The 20,913-nt window shown below is 65.6% G+C and carries 22 protein-coding genes and 1 riboswitch; of the genes, 13 read left to right on the top strand and 9 right to left on the bottom strand.

Annotation, left to right across the window (positions count from 1 at the left end; genetic code table 11):
* From KBZ33_RS01435 to KBZ33_RS01415, 5 genes are all read right to left on the bottom strand, one after another.
* Positions 1-879: an HAD family hydrolase gene (locus KBZ33_RS01435; protein ID WP_254949486.1), complete on the bottom strand. Its 879-nt coding sequence runs from the start codon at positions 877-879 to the stop codon at positions 1-3.
* Entirely contained in the window at positions 863-3,004 is a 2,142-nt protein-coding gene (locus tag KBZ33_RS01430; protein ID WP_254949488.1) for an HAD family hydrolase, read from the bottom strand. The genes KBZ33_RS01435 and KBZ33_RS01430 overlap by 17 nt, the downstream gene beginning before the upstream one ends.
* A 155-nt stretch (positions 3,005-3,159) precedes the next feature.
* Entirely contained in the window at positions 3,160-3,396 is a 237-nt protein-coding gene (locus tag KBZ33_RS01425) for a chlorophyll a/b-binding protein (protein ID WP_254949497.1), read from the bottom strand.
* A gap of 243 nt (positions 3,397-3,639) precedes the next feature.
* On the bottom strand, positions 3,640-4,623 hold the full coding sequence (locus tag KBZ33_RS01420) for an isopenicillin N synthase family oxygenase (RefSeq protein WP_254949499.1): 984 nt from the start codon (positions 4,621-4,623) through the stop codon (positions 3,640-3,642).
* Positions 4,624-4,634: 11 nt separating this feature from the next.
* On the bottom strand, positions 4,635-5,438 hold the full coding sequence (locus tag KBZ33_RS01415) for a prohibitin family protein (RefSeq protein WP_254949500.1): 804 nt from the start codon (positions 5,436-5,438) through the stop codon (positions 4,635-4,637).
* A gap of 66 nt (positions 5,439-5,504) precedes the next feature.
* Here KBZ33_RS01415 and KBZ33_RS01410 point away from each other — a divergent pair, with 66 nt between their 5' ends.
* Genes KBZ33_RS01410 through KBZ33_RS01400 form a run of 3 tightly spaced genes read left to right on the top strand, consistent with a single transcriptional unit; the run spans position 5,505 to position 9,457 of the window.
* Positions 5,505-6,446: an AEC family transporter gene (locus tag KBZ33_RS01410; RefSeq protein WP_254949501.1), complete on the top strand. Its 942-nt coding sequence runs from the start codon at positions 5,505-5,507 to the stop codon at positions 6,444-6,446.
* Positions 6,447-6,483: 37 nt separating this feature from the next.
* Positions 6,484-7,065, top strand: coding sequence for a rhomboid family intramembrane serine protease (locus KBZ33_RS01405; RefSeq protein ID WP_254949502.1), 582 nt, complete (start codon positions 6,484-6,486; stop codon positions 7,063-7,065).
* A 31-nt stretch (positions 7,066-7,096) separates the two neighbouring features.
* Positions 7,097-9,457 (top strand): type II CAAX prenyl endopeptidase Rce1 family protein, encoded by a 2,361-nt coding sequence (locus KBZ33_RS01400; protein WP_254949503.1) that lies wholly within the window; start codon positions 7,097-7,099, stop codon positions 9,455-9,457.
* Here KBZ33_RS01400 and ppk2 read toward each other — a convergent pair.
* Complete coding sequence (ppk2, locus tag KBZ33_RS01395; protein ID WP_254949504.1) at positions 9,448-10,410, bottom strand: polyphosphate kinase 2; 963 nt, start codon at positions 10,408-10,410, stop codon at positions 9,448-9,450. The two genes, KBZ33_RS01400 and ppk2, sit on opposite strands and share 10 nt — an antisense overlap.
* 375 nt (positions 10,411-10,785) lie before the next feature.
* Positions 10,786-10,944, bottom strand: coding sequence for a hypothetical protein (locus tag KBZ33_RS01390; protein ID WP_254949505.1), 159 nt, complete (start codon positions 10,942-10,944; stop codon positions 10,786-10,788).
* Between the two features lie 121 nt (positions 10,945-11,065).
* On the opposite strand from KBZ33_RS01390, the gene KBZ33_RS01385 reads away from it, so the two are divergent.
* The 10 genes from KBZ33_RS01385 (at position 11,066) to KBZ33_RS01340 (ending at position 19,810) form a co-directional block, all read left to right on the top strand.
* The gene (locus KBZ33_RS01385) at positions 11,066-11,752 is read left to right on the top strand and encodes a response regulator transcription factor (RefSeq protein WP_254949506.1); all 687 of its coding nucleotides are present in this window, start codon (positions 11,066-11,068) and stop codon (positions 11,750-11,752) included.
* A gap of 90 nt (positions 11,753-11,842) precedes the next feature.
* On the top strand, positions 11,843-12,121 hold the full coding sequence (locus KBZ33_RS01380) for a DUF3136 domain-containing protein (RefSeq protein WP_254949507.1): 279 nt from the start codon (positions 11,843-11,845) through the stop codon (positions 12,119-12,121).
* A 68-nt stretch (positions 12,122-12,189) separates the two neighbouring features.
* A riboswitch (guanidine-I (ykkC/yxkD leader) is annotated at positions 12,190-12,335 on the top strand.
* Positions 12,336-12,366: 31 nt separating this feature from the next.
* Positions 12,367-13,581, top strand: coding sequence for an agmatinase (gene speB, locus KBZ33_RS01375; RefSeq protein WP_254949508.1), 1,215 nt, complete (start codon positions 12,367-12,369; stop codon positions 13,579-13,581).
* Between the two features lie 19 nt (positions 13,582-13,600).
* The gene (locus KBZ33_RS01370; protein WP_261362140.1) at positions 13,601-13,987 is read left to right on the top strand and encodes a hydrogenase maturation nickel metallochaperone HypA; all 387 of its coding nucleotides are present in this window, start codon (positions 13,601-13,603) and stop codon (positions 13,985-13,987) included.
* Between the two features lie 6 nt (positions 13,988-13,993).
* A complete protein-coding gene (gene hypB, locus KBZ33_RS01365) occupies positions 13,994-14,695 on the top strand; it encodes a hydrogenase nickel incorporation protein HypB (RefSeq protein WP_254949510.1) in 702 nt (233 codons plus the stop codon).
* A complete protein-coding gene (glnT, locus tag KBZ33_RS01360; protein WP_254949511.1) occupies positions 14,695-16,059 on the top strand; it encodes a type III glutamate--ammonia ligase in 1,365 nt (454 codons plus the stop codon). The genes hypB and glnT overlap by 1 nt, the downstream gene beginning before the upstream one ends.
* A gap of 125 nt (positions 16,060-16,184) precedes the next feature.
* Positions 16,185-17,195, top strand: coding sequence for an ABC transporter substrate-binding protein (locus KBZ33_RS01355; RefSeq protein WP_254949512.1), 1,011 nt, complete (start codon positions 16,185-16,187; stop codon positions 17,193-17,195).
* A 5-nt stretch (positions 17,196-17,200) separates the two neighbouring features.
* Positions 17,201-17,977 (top strand): ABC transporter permease, encoded by a 777-nt coding sequence (locus KBZ33_RS01350; RefSeq protein ID WP_254949513.1) that lies wholly within the window; start codon positions 17,201-17,203, stop codon positions 17,975-17,977.
* Positions 17,978-17,982: 5 nt separating this feature from the next.
* Complete coding sequence (locus KBZ33_RS01345; RefSeq protein WP_254949514.1) at positions 17,983-18,750, top strand: ABC transporter ATP-binding protein; 768 nt, start codon at positions 17,983-17,985, stop codon at positions 18,748-18,750.
* Between the two features lie 10 nt (positions 18,751-18,760).
* Positions 18,761-19,810 (top strand): aromatic ring-hydroxylating dioxygenase subunit alpha, encoded by a 1,050-nt coding sequence (locus KBZ33_RS01340; protein WP_254949515.1) that lies wholly within the window; start codon positions 18,761-18,763, stop codon positions 19,808-19,810.
* Here KBZ33_RS01340 and KBZ33_RS01335 read toward each other — a convergent pair.
* Entirely contained in the window at positions 19,759-19,980 is a 222-nt protein-coding gene (locus tag KBZ33_RS01335) for a hypothetical protein (RefSeq protein ID WP_255011405.1), read from the bottom strand. The two genes, KBZ33_RS01340 and KBZ33_RS01335, sit on opposite strands and share 52 nt — an antisense overlap.
* Before the next feature lie 22 nt (positions 19,981-20,002).
* The gene (locus KBZ33_RS01330; protein ID WP_254949517.1) at positions 20,003-20,863 is read right to left on the bottom strand and encodes a sugar phosphate isomerase/epimerase; all 861 of its coding nucleotides are present in this window, start codon (positions 20,861-20,863) and stop codon (positions 20,003-20,005) included.
* Between the last annotated feature and the right edge of the window lie 50 nt (positions 20,864-20,913).

Here is a 20,913-nt window from a genome sequence, read left to right as displayed (position 1 = left end):
TCAACCCAGCACCCGGAGGGCGTCGGCGTGAAAGTGGCCCATCCCTTCCAGGATTCCGGCACTGTAATTGCCATTCATGCCCAGAAACCCGCCTCTGGCAAGATACAAATGATTCACCATGCCGTTCCGCCTGACCTCTGCGGTAGCCAGCTCGACCACAGATGGATGGGCATTGGCCACCAGCACCGCAGGCAGCGAACTGGTGAGCACCGAAAGATCATTGCCGCTGTCGCCGGCAAACAGCGTTTGATCAGGGGTGAATCCCTGCTTCCGCATGAGGAATTCAATCGCGTGCAGCTTGCTGGCCCGCCGCGGCAGGATATCCAGCAGACCGACGGCCGCCTGCTCATCCACGCTGTGGACCAGGTTGGCCGCAAGAGCCCGTTCATCCAGCCGTATCTCGATGGCCTGCATCAAGGCGGGCAGATCAACACCCAGAGATACGAAGTAACTCAATTTGTGGGTGTTCTGCCTGTCGTCCGGCTGCAATCTCAAACCCGGGAGTCCAGAGAGAAGAACGGCCAGATCCTTTGCCGCGAGCCCCTGCCAATCGGCGGCGATGTGCCGTGACCATGGGGCCAGCAGGGACCAGCCATGGCTGGCCCGCTGATAGACGGAGCTGCCGACATCGGCAAGAATCCAGTCAGGCTGAGGCAGCCCATACACCTGAATCGACTCTTCCACCAAGGCCAGGTGGCGGCCACTGACATAGGCCAGAGAAAGGCCCGGTTGCCCAACCACGCGGGCGAACATCTCTCGGGCCCCTGGGGATTCCGGAGCCTCGCCATTGGGGAGAAGGGTGCGGTCCAGATCCGTGCAGAGAAGCAGCCGTTGCTCCCATGCTGCCCGGGAGCCCAAGGGATCAGTGAAAGAAGTCATAGTGCTCAATCGCCTCCAGAATGCCTGAGGCATGGGATCCCGAGGAGAAGTACACCCGGTCGGAATCGCTCAGCTGGGCCAACTCCTCTCGGAATCGGCTCTCCACAACCACACCGAGAGTCTGCCCCCGCAACATGTCTTCATCACCGCCGGATCCGCCGTTCACCAGAACACGCTCCAGGGGGATCTTCCATTTATTGACGACATAACGTAGAGCCTGCCCTTTGGAGGCACGGGCGGGGACGAAGTCAAGAAAGTGCCCGAAGGAGAGGCTGGTATGGGCGGAAAGTTCATGCTGACGCAACAGCGTCAGGATCTCTTCCACTGAAGGAGCCTGCTGTCCATCGTAGAAGTAGGACAGCTTGAAACGGCTCTGATGCTCCTTGGGCTGCAGGATCAGTCCCGGCAATGGATCCATGAGCCGCTTGATCACCTGCGGGGTCCATAGATGGTCGATGTGATGAGTCCAGGAGATGTCTGTCGTCAGCTGGGGTGGGGTATAGATTTCTGTCCCCAGGCTGGTGATCAGCACATCGGGCATCGGGATGGAATGGACCTTCAAAATCTTGAGAACCGAGTTCAGTCGTCGACCGGTGGCAATGCCAAACAGGACCCTGCGATGCTGCTCCCGCATCAGCTTCAAGAACTGGGTAAGGGCCTGGGGATCACCAAGCAGGGTGTCATCAATGGCCGTGAACAGGGCGCAGGTTCGGGTCTGGACAGCCGGGGGCTTGGACAGGGGGGCGGGTCGGGAAAGATGCTGGCTCTGAAGCACCAGAGTCTGCAAGCTGTCAAGATATTTTTGTGCATGCGCTTCCCAGGAATAGAACCTGCGGACATTCATCAGTCCATTGGCTGATAACGTTGTCCAAAGATCCCGATCTTCCAGAATCTGGAGCAAGGCGCCGGCGATCGAAGCCTCATCGAGGGGATCAATCAGCAGACCATTTCTGCAGTTTCCGATGATGTCCACCGGTCCGCCGACCTCCGTCGCCACAAGCGGCAGTCCACTGGCCGCCGCTTCAAGCAGAGTCAGGCCAAAAGGCTCGGTGAGAGCAGGATTGACGAACACACCCTTCGAGAAGGCTGCCAGCCGGTAAATGTCCGCCACCTCACTGGAGGAATGGTGCTTTGGCAACGCCACGAGTCCATTCAACTCGTGGCAGTCGATGACAAGAAGCAGCTCCGTCAGGACTGCCTGAGCACCCTCATTGAGTTCACGAATGTCATTACGATTACCAGCCACAATCACAAGATTGGCCACCTTCTGGAGACGTTTTGACCGCCCATAGGCTTCCAGAAGTGAGACGATATTCTTGCGTTGATCCGGCCTTGAAAGCGCCAGGATCATCGGTTTATCAGGCTCCCTGAGATGCTTGCTCAGAGTGCTGGCGAATGCCACAGGTCCGTCCCTGGAGGTGGGAGGATGAAATTGGTTCAGATCGGTTCCCGGTGGGATAACAGACATCTTGTCTGGTGTGTAGCAGTCATACAGTTCGTATTGATCTTCGATCTCATTGTGCGTGCTCGTGATCACGAGATTGGCACTGTTCAACACCTCCTCTTCCGCACTGATCCGTTCAGACATCCTGTAGCGCTGCTGGATCTCCTCGACGGACAAGCCGAGGGCAAGCAGCCGGCGAACCTTGTCCCGACCGAGGGAGTGGCCGGTGTGGATGAGTGGCAAGCCCGTGAGGTGAGAAAGATGCACGCCCACATAGCCGGCATCGGCGTAGTGACTGTGCAGCACATCCGGCAGGCGCGGCTGACGATGGAGCCAGGTGAACAGCTCATCAGTGAACATATCGAGATGGCCCCAAAGCTCTTCCTTGGGAATGTAGGCATCCGGTCCGGCAGTGATGCGAATGAGGCGTGCCTTGGGATCCAGCAGCTCCGTCGGCATCCCATAGTCCACCGAGACGCCAGCATCACGTACGCAGCGGGTGACAAGATCCACCTGCCCAACTGAGGCTTGGCGGGCCAAGGCCCTTGTCAACTCCACAACGTATTTCGTCTGGCCACCGGTATCAGCATCACGTCCCAGTTCAAGATCCTTTCCACGGATCAGGCCATGAATGCTGATCATCAAAATGTAGAGAGAATGGCTCTTGGAACCCATCGTCATGTCTCACGTTGCCTTCCTTCTCCCTTCCAGTGTTACCACGTAACGACGCATTGAGACTTAGCAGGGAGACTTCCGCGCCACTTGTGGTGGCCGCTTGCAACGGGAGTGGATCGCCAGGCCATGGGCCGGTGGAGGGACGCCCAGCGATTCAGCCCTCAGCCCAGCAGCCAGCGCAGCATCAGGGCCAGCTGACCGAGGACTCCCTGGCCAGTGAGCTGCTCACCGAGCAAAGCCGCTGCGAACCCCAGCATCGCCGCCCGTCCGTTGAGCCGTTCCACCCCCGTCAGGGCGCTGAGGTTCCAGGGCCGGGAGGTGGTGAGCCCCTCCCCGAAGCGCTCCAGGGGCTCGTAGAGAAAAGACTGCTCGCCGCCTTCCCTGCTGCCTTCGTCCATCCCTTCAGCCTCGCAATGGATTGAGCCTATGCGGAGGCTGGGCGCTGCCGTGCTTTCTGGATAAAGCACAGCCATGCCGCCCGGTCAGATCGATCCCGCGGTGGCTCCACTGAGGCGGGCCAACCCCCAGCGCTTCCGTGAGGCCCGCCCGGGCCATCTGGCCCTGGTTCATCGGCCGGATCTGCGATCGCAGTGGCCCAGCCCCATGGATCGTTGAACTGATGGGCGACGGAGGACTCGGGATCAGCCGTTCTCTGCACCGATCGCCACCCCGCTCTCCAGCAGATTGATGCGGTAGAGCACCTCTTCGAGGGCATCAGCGGCACGGATGGCGCAGTAGCGCTGGGGGTGATCGGGCCCGCAACAGGACGGCACCGGCGCCAGGATTGTCCAGGGCCTGGCATGGCAGAACTGGACAACGCTATGGCGCTCACCGGTGGCCCCTGCCGGCGCCATCACCCGGTGCCAGCCGGTGGGGATGCGGCCGTTGGAAAGCCGCTCCAGCATCAGCCCCGTGTTGATGATCACCCGCCCCTCCGGCGGGGCAGCCTCCAGCCATTCCCCGGCCACCCGTACCTGCAGGCCGGGTCCCGTGGCCCGCGGCAGGGCGGTGATCAGGTTGATGTCGCCATGGGCCGCCGCCCAGAGATGGCCCTGCGCCGGGGCCTCGGCCATGGGCGGATAGCGCAGGGCCCGGGTGAGGGTGGGGGCCTCAGACACCATCTCCTCGAAGAAGTCTTCGGCGCAGCCCATGCCCAGGGCGATCACCCGCAGGAAACGCCGCTGCAGATCGGCGATCGCCCGGTGGAACTCGGCCAGCAGGGCCGTGATGCCGGGCACAGCCGCCTCCGGCAGGACCTGCTCGGGATAGAGCTCCGGGAACCGGCACCGCAGGGGATGGCCCAGCGGCAACGGGGCCGACCAGTTCAGCATCTCCTTCCAGTCGGGGTGCGCGCTGCCGGCGGCGGTTTCCACCAGCAGGTCCATGTAGCCGGTCTGGCCGTTGGCGCCCGGGGCGCGGAAGCGCCGCTTGGCCTCAGCCTCCAGGGCGAAGAACCGCTGCAGGAGGCCGTAGGCGGAATCCAGCAGATCGACGGGGAGATCGCTGTTGGTGTAGACGAAACCGGTGGCCAGACTGCGCCTCACCCCATCGACCACGGCGTCCCTGACCCGTTGGCTACCCCGCTCGAAGGCCAGCAGATCCACATCGAGAATCGATTCAGCCATGGGGCACGGGTTCAGCGGCGACCGTTGACGATCACGGGGTTGCCGCCCCCGGCCGCCCCAGGCAGGGCCGGCACCACCGAGGTCTGCCCATCCCACTTGTCGAGGAACAACTTGTAGAGCACCTGGTCGTCGAGGCTGGAGTTGAGGGTCTGATAACGCTTGGCCTCCTGCTCGGCGATCAGCACCTCCGTCTGGGCCCGCAGCAGTTGCTGCTCGGCGATCTGCTTCTGCTCGATCGCGGCACGGTACTCCTCGGCGATCTGCAGGCCGGTGAGATCCAGGCCCTGGACGGTCACGTAGTCGAACTTGCGCAACTCCTCGGCCACCTTCTCCTGCACCAGTTCCGAGATGGAGTTCCACTCGGTGGCGATGGTCACCAGTTCGTACTGGGAGAACACTGACTTGAGGGCCTTCAGCAGGGACGGCTGGATCACCCGCGGATAGATCTGCTGGTCGTCGGTGGCGATCGTTTCGTAGATGCGACCCGCCTCGGCGGGCTTCATGGCGTACTTCACCGTCGCGGTGGCCTGGATCACCTGCAGGTCCTTGGTGAGAGTGGAGAACTGCTCCGGCCGCACCTGGGTGCGCACATCAAAGAGGGAGGTGTTCTGGGCCAGGGGGACCTTGAAGTTGGCCCCCGGCTGCCGCGGCACCCCGGTGACTTTGCCCAGGGTGGTGACCACGGCGACGCTGCCCGCCGGCACGATGAACACTGTCTGGGTGAGCAACACCAGTCCTCCCAGCACGGCCGCGAAGATCAGCTGCCAGAGGCCGCCGAAGCCGTTGTCTGCGCCGGAGCGCATGGGGGATTGCATCGGGAGCCTTGGGAACCGTGGGGGCGTCACGACCCTAGGCAGCGTTGGGGGGGCGGGGCCGCCATCGTGGGACGACCGGCAGATGGGGGAGGGCTCCTGCTGCGCTTCCTGTTCGAACTGGTGCCGGCCCTGGGGATCGGAGTGTTGTTGGGGCTGCGGTTCCCTGGACTGCCGGGGAGGCTGGCCCCACCGCTGATCTCCTGGGGCATCCCGATCGGCCTGGTGGCCCTGCTGCTGCGCTCGGGTTTCCAGGCCAACCTGCTCACGGCGGCGCTGATGGCGGCCGCAGCCTCGGGCCTGGGCCTGCTGCTGCTGCGACTGCCGGCCCTGCGCCGCCGGATTCCCGACGGCAGCCTGCAGCTGGGCTGCATCGTGGGCAACACCGCCTATTGGGGACTTCCGGTGGGGCTGGCCCTGCTCCCTGCCGAGGCCATCGGCTTCACGATCGCCTTCGATCTGATGGCCACCCTGATCACCTGGAGCCTTGGCCCGCTGCTGGTCGACCGGCGCGGGGGCAGCATCCGCCAACAGCTGCGCGTCCTGGCCACCAGCCCGGCCATCCGGGGGCTGCTGCTCGCCCTGCTCGTGCACCAGACCCCCTGGAGCGCCACCCTGGCCCAGTGGCTGTGGTGGCCGGCACGCCTGGTGATCCTGGTGGCCCTGGCGATGGTGGGGATGCGACTGAGTCTGGTGCTCCGGCGTCGCCATCCGAGCCCTGACAGACCCCCCGGGCTGGGGGTGGCCCTGGCGGGCAAGCTGCTGGCGTTGCCCCTGGCCTTGCTGCTGCTGGCCAGCCTGCTGGGATTGCCATCGCTGCTGCGGGATGCGGTGGTGCTGCAGGCGGCGGCACCCACCGGCGTCTCGGTGCTGCTGCTCACTGAAGCGGCCGGCGTGGGGCGGCAGGAGGCGGCCGAAGCGGTGGCGGCTCTGGTGTTGTGGAGCACGGCCCTGGCCCTGGTCTCGGTTCCGCTGTGGTGGTGGCTGCTGAGCGGTCCACTGGGGAGCTAGGACAAGCCTGGAATGCTCTGCGCACCCCTTGGCGGCCATGGCCGGATCCCTCGCCCAGCGGCTCGACCGCAGCCTGTCCCAACTCAAGGGAGTGGCCGTGCTGCCCTTGCTGATTCTGGCGGTGCCCTGGGTTCAGGAAATCATCGACCAGCTGGTCTTCGGCGGACGTTGGAACCTGCCAATGGTGCCGGGGGGACCTTTCCTCGGCGTCCTCACCGCCCCCTTCAGCCACGGTGGCTTCGGTCACCTGATCAGCAACAGCCTCTGGTTCCTGCCACTCTCCTGGCTGGTGCTGGCCAAGAGTCGGGGCGACTACCTGGCCGTGTGGCTGTGGGTCTATGCCACGGCCATTCCTGTCTGGCTCTTCTGGCACCAAGCCAGCCACGGCCTCTCGGGGGTGATCTATGGATTGCTGGGCTACCTGCTGCTGATCGGCTGGCTGGAACGCCGCCCACTCTCGATTCTGCTGTCGCTCACGGCCCTGTTCGCCTACGGAGGGGCCCTACCCAGCCTGCTGCCCTTCCTGAGTCCCCCGGGGGTGAGCTGGATCGGCCACGCCTCCGGCTTCGCCGGCGGGATCCTGGCGGCACTGGCCATCCACCGCGAAGAGAGGAGATAGGGACTTGGTACTCCTGCCACGGCCAGGGCCGATGCGTCCAGCCCGCCCCCGCCGCCGCTGGCTTGCCCTGCTGCTGGCCCTCGGCATCTCGGCCCTGCTGGTCGTGCCCCAGGCCCTGGCTGCCCTGGCCCAGCCGGGCCCCCCACCCCCCACCAGCTACGACCTGGCCTGGCAAGCCCCCTTCAACCGGCCGGAGCACTACCCCCTGGAGCGTCGGCCGGATCCGGCCCTCTACCGCCCCCATGGCGACTGGTTCGGACGGCTGATTCTTCCCCCCTCAGCCGAGATGGCCGAAGGTGACGGCGACTGGGTCTGGCTGGAGGTGGAGCAGGCCCCGGCCGGCCGCCAAGACCTGATCGGCCGGCGCCTGCGCCTGGGCTGGCAGGACGACCCCAGGCTCCGCGTCCTGGTGGGGATGGTGCGAACGCCGGTGCGACTCGGGGCCGAGGCCCGCCTGGCGGCCCAGCAGGGCAATGTGGTGCCCACCCGCCTCGACGGTCGCGATGGCGTCGGGCCGTTGCAGTCCCTGGCCGGGGCCCACCCCCACGACGACATCACCGTGACGCTCGAAGCGGTGCAGCTCGAGCAGCGGGACGGGGAACCCATGCTCCGCATCGGCCGTCCGCCCCTGCAGAGCACCGGACGCTGGGTGGGACTGGTGCGGCTGCTTTCCCGCGACCCTGCGGATCCAGAACGCTTCCAGGTGCAGCACTACGACCGGCGGCGGGGGAGCTTCAGCGGCGTGATCGAGACCATGCGGCTGCCCCGCCAGCCCCCCGATCGCCACGGCCGGCGCTTCTTCGACCCGGAGGGACTGCTGGCGACGCCAGCGGGCGCCGACGGCTGGTACGTCTACGGCGCCCCGGATGGCGACGGGACCTTCACCGCCCAGGCCCTGGAGCCCCGCCTGCTGACCGCCCTGGCGAGCGACCGGCTCCTGCGGGGCACCACCGCCGGATTGAACCAGATCAGCCGGGTCAACTGGAGCGACAGCCAGACCCGTCGCGGGCGCTTCAGCCGGGTGGGTCTGATTCCCGACGGTGCCCACGCCCCTTGGCAACCCGGTGACCGCTCCCTGCTGATCCACAACTTCGGCGGCATCGGTGGCTCCGAAGGGGAAGCGATCAGCGCCTTCACGGTCACGGGCCACTTCGCCTTCGGCGCCGCCCGGGTGGTGATCGATCCGTTCACCGGGCAACCACGATTCGACCTCCGGTACCACCAGATCTACGCCAACAACCCCAACGGCATCGTGTCCGGAAGCCAGGACTGGAGCGCCTACACCGGCAACCTGCAGCGGGGCTGGCTGGGCACGCGGCCGATCTCCGACGTGCTGGTGCGCACCGACCCCCTGCTGCTGGACGAGCTGGCCATCCAGGCGGAGGTGCTGATGGCCCGCTACCGCAGCGGTGATGGCGGCGGGGTGTCCCTGGTCACGCCAGCCATCTCCTGCGTGCAGGATTCCAGCCAGGCCCTGTGGATCGCCATCGACCAGCTGCGTCGCCGCCGCCGGGAGCTGGACGGCCGTGAACTGCCCCGGCTGGCCTCCCTGGCCCAGGCCCTCGATGCCCTGCTGACCCCCTTCGGCATGGTGCGCGAGGACTGGCGCCACAACGCCTCGCTCCTGGACACCCCGGGCGAGGCCCCGGACCGCTTCAAGGCCAGCCGGAGTCTGTGGGACGGGGTGCTCAGCTGGCGCTCGATGCTGCCCCGCCGGGCCCACGACGAGATGGCCGGGGTGTTCCTGCGCCACGGTGACCGCCTGCATCTGGTGCGCACCAACCAACTTCCCGGGGCTGACCAGCGCCTGGCCCCCCTGGCGCCAACGCAGCTGCTGGGCCAGTTCCCTGTGGTGGGGGTGGTCCTGCCCCGCCTGATGGACTCTTACTTCGCCCCGCTCACCAGCCGCATGCTGGCCGTGGGCACCCTGCTGCTGGGGATCTACGCCGCCGTGGCCCTGGGCCTGGGGCGTGGCACGGGATTCCTGCCGGCGCAGCGGCCAAAGGTGCGGCCCATGATCCTGAGGCGCCAGGCGGTTGCCCTGCTGCTGACGCCGTCCCTGATCGAAGAAACCCTGTTCCGGGCGGCCCTGCTGCCCCACCCGCTCGAAGGGCTGAGCGCCTGGGACAACCTCGCCTGGGGCGCCCTGAGCGTGGGGCTGTTTGTGGCCTGGCATCCCCTGGCCGGCCGGCTCTGGTATCCCCAGGGGCGGCGCCTGTTCGACGATGGCCGCTTCCTGCTTCTGGCCGGCCTGCTGGGGGTGGTCTGCGTGATCGCCTACCAGGCCACCGGCTCCATCTGGCCGCCGGTGCTGATCCACTGGCTGGTGGTGCTGATCTGGCTGGAACTGCTGGGGGGCCGCTGGCGGCTTGGCCAGGAGGTTCAGGGGTAGGCGTTGGGGACGAAGAACTGCTCGTTCATGGGGGGGCGCTGGTAGTCGCCGCCGCTCTTGCGCGGGGGCAATTCGATGGCGGCCGGGGTCATGTCCTCGTAGGGGACCTTGCTGAGCAGGTGGCGGATGCAGTTGAGCCTGGCCCGGCGCTTGTCATTGGCCTCCACCGTGAACCAGGGAGCCTCAGGGATGTTGGTGTGGGCGAACATTTCGTCCTTGGCCCGGGAGAACTCGACCCAGCGATCGCGGGATTCCAGATCCATCGGGCTGAGCTTCCAGCGCCGGGCCGGATCCTCGAGGCGGGAGCGGAAGCGGACCTCCTGCTCATCGTCGCTGACGGAGAACCAGTACTTGATCAGGGTGATGCCGCTGCGCACGAGCATGCGCTCAAATTCCGGGCAGGACAACATGAATTCATCCACCTGCTCGGGGGCGCAGAAGCCCATCACCTTCTCGACGCCGGCCCGGTTGTACCAGCTGCGGTCGAACAGCACGATCTCCCCGGACGAGGGGAAATTCTCCACATAGCGCTGAAAATACCACTGCGTCTTCTGCTGGTCGGAGGGGGTGCCCAAGGCCACCACGTTGCAGCCGCGGGGGTTCAGGGGCTCGGTGATGCGTTTGATGGTGCCGCCCTTACCGGCGGCATCCCGGCCCTCAAACAGCAGAATCATGCGGTAGCCCACATGCTTCACCCAGTACTGCATCTTGACCAGCTCCACCTGCAGCCGGACCAGCTCCTGTTCGTAAAACTTCCGATCCAACTTGGGCGGGCGCCCCTCGGAATGGCTGGAGAGGTCGTCGAAGATGGGGGAGAGTCGGTAGAGATCTGACTCGCTGGCACCGGCGGATCGGTGGCCGTCGGCAGACTTTTTGGCTGACTTTTGCTTGCCGCTCAGGGCCTTGGCCTTGTCAAGCTTGATTTTGGAACCACTTTTGTCTTTCTTAGCCATGCCACTGAGGGAGGTGAGCTGCTGACGGCCTAGCCGATTTACGGCCCATCATTGGCAACAATCGTCACCCGGAGACAAACAGGGTGGTTTTCTTCGGGAAGCGCCGCCTGAATCCTTGGACCCAGCGGCTCTTCCACCGTCCTCTTCAGCTGGGCAGGTCAGAAACCTGGACCCACTGGGCAATCAGCTGCTCCTGCCGTACAAGCCGATACCTGTTCCCCTCACAGGGGTGGTGCTGGTACTGGTCCCTCAGGCTCTCAAGCCTGGAGACCAGGGAGTGGTAGACGGGGTGGTTTTTATTCATGCCCTCGACCAGAAGGTGTCGATTTTTTAATCAAAGTTTACAAATCCAGGGATCTGGGGGGCCGCAGACTCTCAGAGGGCAAAACTGAAGCCGGGGGCCCACTGGGCGATGAGTTGCTCGTGCCGAACGACCCGATAGCGGTTGAGCTCGTTGGGAAGATCGCTGTACTGCTCCTTGAGGGAGCGGAGCTGCTCCAGCAGCGCATTCAGCACGGGGTGGTCTGGGTTCATGCCGAGTGTTGACCTGTTGCCAAAATCTTAACTGAATCGGAAGGGGCGCAGCATCATCGCGGCGTTCGGGTCAGCGAACCCCCACGACCGGCTCATTCAGCGAAGTCGATAGCGTCTGGCCATGGACTTCACCCCTTTCCTCGACAGCCTGGACGGTGCAGGCCTCGATGACGTCCTGCTGTCAATGGAGATCCCCGGCCGCCTGGCGATCGCCATGAACGGACGCTTCCTGCTGCGGGCCGTCTGCGAAAGCCTCCAGAACAGCCACATGATCGGCTGCGCCGTGACGGACGCCGCCACCTGCCTGGCCTATCTGGCCAGGGCCCCCCATGCCCTGCTGCTCTGCACCGACCGGCTCGAATCCGGCAACGGTTTCGAGCTGGCACGCCAGGCGCGGGAGCGACAGCCGGATCTGATGGTGGTGCTGCTGGCCCTGGGGGACGTCATTCCGGCCGAGTACGCCGATGCCCCCTGGCTCCAGGCGGTGGTGGCAGAAGCAGATGTCGTCGACGACCAGCGGCCCCTGCAGGCGGCCGTGATGGCCGTGATGGGACGGCACCACTACCGCAGCGCCTCCCTGCGCAGCGGTTCGCTCCCGTACCTCAGCTGTCCCCGACTGACGCCGAAGGAATACGAGGTGCTGGATCTGCTGGCCAGTGGCCTGAGCGATAAGGACATCGCCGAACGGCTCCAGGTCAGCTCCTCCACGGCACGGACCTACACCAAACGCCTGCTCCAGGCGCTGGGCGTCAACAGCCGACTCCAGGCGGTGCTCAAGGGTATGCGCTGCGGCATGGTGCGGCTCTGAGCCGGAATGTCCCCGTTTGGGGGGCGCCCCATAGCCGGCCATGAACGACAGTGAACAGATCTCAGCGGGGCCTGCCCCGAAGGATGGCCGATGAGCGCCCGATCGCTTCCAGCGTCCCTGCCGAAGGCCACGATTCCGAAAGTCACCATCGGTGAGCTGGAGGCCAACTACCCGATGTACTGCAAGGCCCTGCGGCTGCTCGTCCGCGAAGGGCGAACCCTGAAGAAGATCCAGCGAACGGTGTGCTGGCACCGCCTCGAGCAGCTGCACCAATGCCTGCCGAGCCAGTACAAGGACCCCGACTATCTCTTTCTGCTGCTGCGCCGCGAAACCAACCGCAAGGCGGCCGGTCTCCCCTGCCCCACCTGAGCCGACAGAAGAGATCCGGTAGCAACCGCCACAACGGTCAGCCGCAAGGGCCTGCACGATGCCAGAGCGGAAGTTGCTTCTAGGGTTCCGGTCCTCCATTGCAGGCTTTGCCAGCGATGGATTGGATGCCTGGTCCGAGAGAAGCGCATTCATTGGTTCGGGGGCCTCACCTCCCCACCGGTGAGTGGCACGGAGGGACAAAAGCCCGGGAGACCGCCCCATTCCCACCGTGCCCAGAGGTCTGCATGAACGAACCGTCCAGCGGCCCTGCCACCGATGCGGCTGACGCCTTTGATCGAGGCGGCCATCCGACCGGCAGCGAAGGGGCCCGGGCCCTGGAGAAGGAAGCGTCCCTGCCCCTGACGGGCTGGCAGCAAGAGGTCGATCAGGGCCTGCGCTACGGCCTGGAGGCGGCCAGCAGCATCGTCGATCGGCGCATCTCCACCTTCTCCCGCGGCGAGCTGCCCCACTACGCCGGCATCAACACCTTCATGAAGGCCCCGTACCTGGAGGATGTGAACCGGGTCGGGGAGTTTGACGTGGCAGTGGTGGGCGTGCCCCACGACAGCGGCACCACCTACCGCCCCGGCACGCGCTTCGGCCCCCAGGGCATCCGGCGCATTTCCGCCCTGTACACCCCCTACAACTACGAAATGGGGGTCGACCTGCGCGAGCAGATCACCCTCTGCGACGTGGGTGACATCTTCACCATCCCCGCCAACAACGAAAAGAGCTTCGATCAGATCTCCAAGGGCATCGCCCACGTGTTCGCCAGCGGCGCCTTCCCGATCATCCTGGGTGGCGACCACTCGATCGGCTTCCCCACCGTCCGGGGCGTCTGCCGCCACCTCGGCGACAAGAAGGTGGGCATCATCCACTTCGATCGCCACGTCGACACCCAGGAGACCGACCTCGACGAACGCATGCACACCACCCCGTGGTTCCATGCGACCAACATGGCCAACGCCCCGGCCCAGAACCTGGTGCAGCTGGGCATCGGCGGCTGGCAAGTGCCGCGCGAAGGGGTGAAGGTCTGCCGCGAGCAGGGCACCAACGTGCTCACCGTCACCGACATCTGCGACATGGGCCTGGAGGCGGCGGCCAAGTTCGCCATCGAACGGGCCACCGACGGCACCGACTGCGTCTACATCTCCTTTGACATCGACTGCATCGATGCCGGTTTCGTGCCGGGCACCGGCTGGCCCGAGCCGGGCGGGCTGCTGCCGCGCGAAGCCCTCAAGCTGCTGGAGCTGATCGTGCGCAACGTTCCGGTCTGCGGCCTCGAGGTGGTGGAGGTCTCCCCCCCCTACGACGTCAGCGACATGACCTCCCTGATGGCCACCCGGGTCATCTGCGACACCATGGCCCACCTGGTGGTGAGCGGCCAGCTGCCCCGTAAGTCAGTCCCCGCCTGGCTGCACAGCGACTGCAACATGCAGGTCGACCGCGCCTGGAGATAGGGGCGTGCACGAAGTCGACATGACCCGCTGCCTGCTCCTCTCCATGCACGAATGGAAGCAGCAGCACGCCCCCCGGGTGCCCAAGGTGGACCGGGTCCACCTTGAGGTGGGCAGCTTCACCTGCGTCGAACCCGACCAATTGGTGGTCACCTGGTCCGATGCCGTCAAAGGCACCTGGCTCGACGGGTCCGAACTGGTGATCGAGTCGGTGCCCCTTGTGGGTCGCTGCATTCGCTGCCAGGCCACCTACAGCCCCGATGCCGCCGACGGCTTCCGCTCCCCCTGCTGTCAGCACCCGATGGAGGAGATCGTCAGCGGCCGCGAGCTGCGGATCCGTTCCGTCGCCTATGGCTTCGAAACCGCCAGCCCACCGCCCACCGCGTCCTGTCCCACCGTCGCCTGCTGAGCCGCCATGCACATGCCCCTCGAAGACAGCCTCGGCCTCAACCTGCTGGCGGCCAACCAGCACCGTGCCGACCACAACCGTGCCCATTTCGACGCCTGGAACGTGCTCTGCCTCAACGTGATGAGCAGCCCCGGGGCCGGCAAGACGTCCCTGCTGGAGCGCAGCCTCGCCGCCCTCTCCAGCCGCTGGGCCATGGCCGTGCTGGAAGGCGACATGACCACCCTGCTCGATGCCGAGCGGCTGGAGGCCGTGGGCATTCCGGTGGTGCCGATCACCACCGGCCGCGCCTGCCATCTCGATGCGGCCATGGTGGGCGGCGGGTTGAAACTCCTGCAGCAGCGGCTGGATCCGGCCGAACTGGATCTGCTCTGGGTGGAGAACGTCGGCAACCTGGTCTGCCCCGCCGAATTCGCCATCGGTGAGCACCGCAAGGTGGCGCTCCTGAGTGTGACCGAAGGCGACGACAAGCCGCTCAAGTACCCGGTCATGTTCCGGGAAGCCGATTGCGTGCTGATCACCAAGGTGGATCTGCTGCCCCACCTGCCGGTGGATGTGGAGCGGATCGAAACCCACATCCGCCAGGTGAATCCCCACACCGCCGTGTTCCGCCTCTCCGCCACCAGCGGCGTGGGCTTCGACGCCTGGCACGACTGGCTCGCCGCCCAGCTGACCAGCGTTCAGACCACCCCCGCCCTGATCCACGCCTGATGAGTCACCAGCATCCAGCCTCCGACCCGACCGCAGCCCTTCAGGCCGACCTGCGGGCGAAGGGTGTCCGTTACGCCCTGGCGAGCTTCGTTGATCTGCACGGCGTCAGCAAGGCCAAGGCCGTGCCCCTCGCGCACCTGGGCCAGATGATGGCCGGCTCCGAACTGTTCACCGGGGCGGCCCTCGACGGGGTGCCCCAGGAGGTCAGCGACGACGAAGTGGCCGCCGTGCCCGATCCAGCCAGTGTCACGGTGCTGCCGTGGCAGCGGGAGGTGGCCTGGTTCGCCAGCGACCTGCATCTGCACGGCCAGCCCTTTGACGCCTGCAGCCGCCACATCCTCGGCCGTGTCCGCCAGGAGGCCGCCGCCATGGGCTTTCGCTTCAACCTCGGCATTGAGACCGAGTTCTTCGTGCTCAAGAAAGGGGCGGCGGGGGGCTGGGTTCCCTACAGCGATCGCGACACCCTCGACAAGCCCGCCTACGACGTACGCGGCCTGCTCGACAACCTGCCCTGGCTGGACGAACTGGTGCAGGCGATGAACGACCTGGGCTGGGGGGTCTACTCCTTCGACCACGAAGATGGCCCTGGCCAGTTCGAGACCGACTTCGATTACGCCGAGGTCCTCACCATGGCCGATCGGCTGACCTTCTTCAAGCTGATGGCCAAGGAGATCGCCCATCGCCACGGCCTGCTGGCCACGTTCATGCCCAAGCCCTTCGGCGATCGCGCCGGCAGCGGCGCCCACTTCAATATGTCCCTGGCGGATGGGCAGACGGGTGCCAACCTGTTCGCCACCCCCGAAGCCACTCCGGGGAAGGTCACCCGGCTGGCCGAACACTTCATCGCCGGCGTGCTCCGCCATGCACCCGCCATCTGCGCGGTGATCGCTCCGACGGTCAACAGCTACAAGCGGCTGGTAGCCAAGGGGAGCATGTCGGGATTCACCTGGGCACCGGTCTTCGTGTGCTACGGCAATAACAACCGCACCAACATGCTGCGGATTCCCTCACCAGGGGGAAGGGTGGAATGCCGTGCCGCCGACATCTCCTGCAACCCCTATCTTGGCGCCGCCCTGATGCTCGCGGCTGGGCTGGAAGGGATCCGAGAAGAACTCGATCCCGGCGCGCCGAATCTGGTGAATGCCTACACACTCAGCGCAGCGGAACGGGCCGAACGTGGCCTGACCATGCTGCCCCGAACCCTCGGTGAGGCCGTTGATGCCTTCGCCCAGGATCCACTTGCCAAAAGCGTATTCGGTGATGCCATGTTCAAGGCATTTATCACCTACAAAAGAGATGAGTGGGAGTCTTACCACTCAGCGGTTTCCGAATGGGAGCAGCAGCGTTATCTGGAGTTCTTCTGACGCCCTCAGCAAAGGCGCTTCAACCATCAGACACCGCGAACACCATCGCTCGAGGTGATCGCCCAAAACGCCGAAATCAGCTCTGAGCCCCATCTACAGACCCCACCCTTTCCCAGAATCTCCTGATGTTGAAACCCTCCTTCATTCGTCGTCAACGCCGGGCGATTTCCCTCGTCCTGATGGCAACCCTCGGGGGAGGGTTGCTGGCCGGTTGCCAGCAACCGGTGAGCCAGGAAGCGCCCGTGAAAATCGGCTACAGCGCCTGGCCGGGATGGTTCCCATGGAAGGTCACTGAGGTCAAGGACCTGTTCAAGGCGCAGGGTGTGGCGGCCTCGATGCAGTGGTTTGACGGCTACCTCGACTCGATCAACGCTCTCAACGCCGGCCAGCTTGACTGCAACAGCCAGACCCTCAACGACACCATCAGTTCCGTGGCTGGCGGGGCGGATCTGCAGGTCGTGCTCCAGAACGATTTCTCCACCGGCAATGACCAGATCATCGCCGCGGCGGAAATCACCTCGATTCCAGGCCTGAAAGGCAAGAAGGTCGCCGCCGAAGAAGGCACTGTCGACCACTTCCTGCTGTTGAAGGTGCTCAAGGAAGCGGGTCTTTCCGCCAAGGACATCACCTTTGTCCCCCTGGAAACCGGTGCCGCCGCCGCGGCCTTCGCTGCAGGCAGGGTGGATGCGGCGGGCGTCTATGCCCCCTTCACCACCCAGGCCCTGAAGCGTCCCGGCAGCCGGGCCCTGGCCACCTCCAAGGACCATCCGGGGGCAATCAGCGATCTGCTCGTCTGCCGCACGGAGTTCGTCGCCAAGAATCCTGAGAAGGTCCAGAAGATCGTCAACGCCTGGTTCGCCACGCTCAAGACCATTGAGGAGGATCCAGCCGGCACCCTGCCGATCCTGGTGGAGCGCTCCGGAGTCAGCGAGGCGGAGTTCAAGGCGTACAACGCCGGCACCACCATCCAGACCCTCGCGGAAAACCGCAGCAACTTCAAGCAGGGCACCACGATGCTGTCGCTGCCCTATGCCGCCGAGCAGATCAACGTCTTCCTGGTGGAAACAGGCCTGGCCAAGAGCAAGCCTGACCTGACCAACCTGCTGAATTCCCAGTTCGTCGACAACGCCCCTTGACCACCATGGTCTGGTCTCCCCCCTTGCGGCGCTCCTTCTCCCACCCCTGGGTGCTGGGGGTGCTCGGCATCCTCACGGTCTTTGTGGCGTGGTGGCTGGTCACCTCCAGCGGCATGGTCGACAAGCTCTTCCTGCCCGGGCCAGGGGCCGTGTGGTTGGCGGGAAGCGACCAATTTCAGCAAGGGATCCTGGTGGCTGATGCGGTAGCCAGTGTCCGGAGAGTCTTCCTGGGATTCATGATCTCTGCAGGGCTGGCCCTGCCGATCGGCATCGCCATGGGCACCAACCGCCCGATCTGCCACTTCCTGGAGCCGCTCATGGCTCTGATCCGCTATATGCCGGCGCCGGCCTTCATTCCCCTGCTGATCATTTATTTCGGTCTTGAAGAACTGCCGAAGGTGATGCTCATCTTCATCGGAACCTTTTTCTTCAACACCCTGATGATCATGGACGCGGTGAAATTCGTTCCTTCTGAACTGGTGGAAACGGCCCTCACCCTGGGGGGCCGGGGCTTGCCGATCCTCACCAGGGTGGTGGCGCCCTTCATCGCGCCCCAGGTGCTCGACACCTACCGGATCAACATGGCGTCGGCCTGGAATCTCGTGATCGTCGCCGAACTGGTGGCGGCCAACGAAGGCCTGGGCAAACGCATCAGCCTGGCCCAGAGATTCCTGCGCACCGACGAGATCTTTGTCGGCCTCATCGTGATCGGCTTGATCGGCCTGTTGATCGATCTCGGCTTCCGGTTCCTGATGCGACGGGCCTGTTCCTGGGCCAACTGAACGCCATGCACCTTCAGGTTTCCCAGGTTTCCAAGAGCTTCGGTGAGGGGCGTGATCGCAAGCTCGTGCTCCAGGACATCAGTTTCGAGCTGGTTTCGGGTCAGTTCATGGCCCTGGTGGGGAGTTCGGGGTCCGGCAAATCCACCGTGATGCGCCTGATCGCCGGTCTGGAGCGGCCCAGCGAGGGCACCATCCATCTCGACGGTGAACAAGTCCGGCGCCCCGGTTCCGACCGGGGCATGGTGTTCCAGAAGTACAGCCTCTACCCCTGGCTCACGGCGGCCCAGAACGTCGCCTTCGGCCTGTCACTCCAGGGCAGGGACAAGACGGAGATCCGGGAGCGGACCGCCTACTTCCTCGACGTGGTCGGGCTGGCCGATGCGGCCCGGCTGCTGCCGCAGGAACTCTCCGGGGGCATGCAGCAGCGGGTGGCGATCGCCCGGGCCCTGGCCACCGAGCCGAAGGTTCTGCTCCTGGACGAACCCTTCGGGGCCCTCGATCTGCAGATCAGAGAATCGATGCAGGAATTCCTGCACGACCTCTGGAAGACCACGGGACTCACGGCCCTGCTGATCACCCACGACATCGAGGAAGCCCTGCTCCTCGCCGGCACGGTGCACATCATGGCGCCGCGACCCGGCAGGATCGTGCACAGCGTCGACGTGCGGCTGGACCGTTCCGATCTGCGCCACCTGCGGGTGTCCCAACCCTTTCTTGAGCTGCGCGAGGAGCTCGCAGGCCGCCTACGCAGCCTGGATGGCTCCCTGCTCTGAGCGCTCTTCGATGGATTCCGCCCCCGCAGCCGCCTTTCTGCCGCCAGAGCTCTACCGCTCCGAAGCCGTGGCCGCCCTCGAGCGCCAGCACGTCGCCACGCGCTTCTGGCATCCCGTCGCCGCCGCCGCCGATCTGCCCCCTGGTCATGTCCTGGCGGTGGAGCTGCTGGGCCTGCCGGTGCTGCTCTGCCGTGGCCGCGATGGCGTCGTGCGGGCCTTCCGCAACCGCTGCCCCCACCGGGCCGTGGCCTTCCGCGAGCCGGCCGAAGGCACCGTGGCCTGCCGCAGGCTGGTGTGCCCGTACCACGGCTGGACCTATGACCTGGGCGGAACGCTGTTGGCGGCCGCCCGGGAAGCGGAGTTCGTTGAACCGTTCGATCGCGGCGCCTGGCCGCTTGAGGGTCTGGGCTGCGAGCTGCGGGCCTCCCTGATCTGGGTGGCTCCCGGGGCCGATCCGATCCCCCTCGACGACCAGCTGGATCTACCGCTGCAGGAAGCCGCCACCCCCCTCAGCCAGCCCCTGGTGCCCTTGGCCTTCCACAGGCAAACCCTGGCCTGCAACTGGAAGATCGCCCACGACAACACCCTCGACGATTACCACGTCGCCATCGCCCATCCCACCACTCTGCACAGGATGCAGGGCCCTGTGCGCCACTACAGCCACCGCTTCGGCACCTGGGCCAATCTGCTGGCCACCCCGTGGCAGGACGGGGACACCGAATTCCTCACTTTCGGTCTACCGCCCTGGAACCACCTGCTGCTGTGGCCCGACGGACGCCTGGCCCTGATCCAGTTTCTGCCTGAGAACCTCACCAGCTGCACGATGCAGGTGTGGCTGCTGGGCCCGGAAGCCCGCAAGGGCGAAGGGGAGGTTCTGATGGCGGAGATGGTCAGCTTTCTCGCCGAAGACCGCGTCTTGGTGGAATCCGCCCAGCGGGGATACGGCGAAGGATTCCTCAGCGGACCTCCCCACCGACTGGAGGCCCGGATCCTGCACCAGCAGGCGATCTACGCGGCGCTGCTGGAGCCCTGGTACGCGTCGGGGCGGATGCCCAGATAGACAGCCTCCTTGAACAGGGCCTGCTTGGCGTTCGCATCCTGGCGCTGGTCGGCGATGGCGTATCGGGCGCGCAGGGAGGCCACCAGCACAGACTGGCGGGGATCGGTTGCTGCGGAGGTAGGGGTGGATGTCGGGGTGGATGTCGGGGTTGCGATCGGAGCTTCGGTCATGTCCATCACGGCTTAAGTCTGTTCATGGTGAACACATCTTATCGCCGGCTGCAGCTGGAAAAAGGCGACGCAACCAACCGGCCATGGCGCAATTGATCGTCAGCAGGTCGGCCACCGGCTGGTCGGTGAAGGGCAGGGTGGGCAAATAGCCATCAGGGCCGAATTCGGGCGTGAAACTCAGCGGTGGCGCCCCCCGCTTCAGGGCCCGTTCGCTGAACAGTTGCCAGCAGGCCAGGTGGGCCGCCAACGCCTCGCCATGCTCGGGGGCGAAGGGGTGGGACACCTGCGGACCCTGGGCATGGCCTACCCGTGCGTGGATGTGGTCCACCCGATCCGCCATCGCCTGGACCGGCTCCAGTTCCGGGGTCATCAGTCGCTCGGCGACGACACACCAGTGGCTGAGATCCGCCGTGAGCCGCAGCCCGGGCAGGGCGTCCAGCAGGGGGGCGATGGTCCAGGGCATCCCCAGGCAGCGGGATCGGTGGGTTTCGAAGCTCACCGCCAGGCCGGTCGCTTCCGCCAGCGCCAGCGCCTCAGCCAGAAAAGAGCGTTGCCGCTCAAGCGGCCAGGCATCGCTGCCGGCGAGCACGGTCACCCGGTGGGGCCGCAACCCGACGCAGCGTTGCAGCAGCTCGTCCAATTCCGCCAGGTGTTGCGCCGCTGTGCAGCCCAGCCCCGGCACGTAGCCGCCGCCGGTCACCACCTCCAGCACCAGGGGCCTGCCGGAATCCCGCAGGCGGGCTGGGCCATCCGCGTCGGCCAGCAGGCAGGGATGGCGGACGTTCAGCTCCAGCCCATCGAAGCCCCCCCGCTTGGCCGTCTGCAGGGCCAGGGCCAGGGAGCCTTGAAATCCCCACAGGGAAAAAAACAGAAGGGACGTCACCAGACCCGCCTCAGGCGCGTCCCACTCTTCCCTGCCGCCCAGCCAGGACG

The sequence above is a fragment of the Cyanobium sp. Cruz-8D1 genome (assembly GCF_024345975.1).
Classification (GTDB): Bacteria; Cyanobacteriota; Cyanobacteriia; order PCC-6307; family Cyanobiaceae; genus Cyanobium.
Note: the sequence above shows the minus strand (reverse complement) of the source record. Positions and strands in the feature narration are given on the sequence as shown.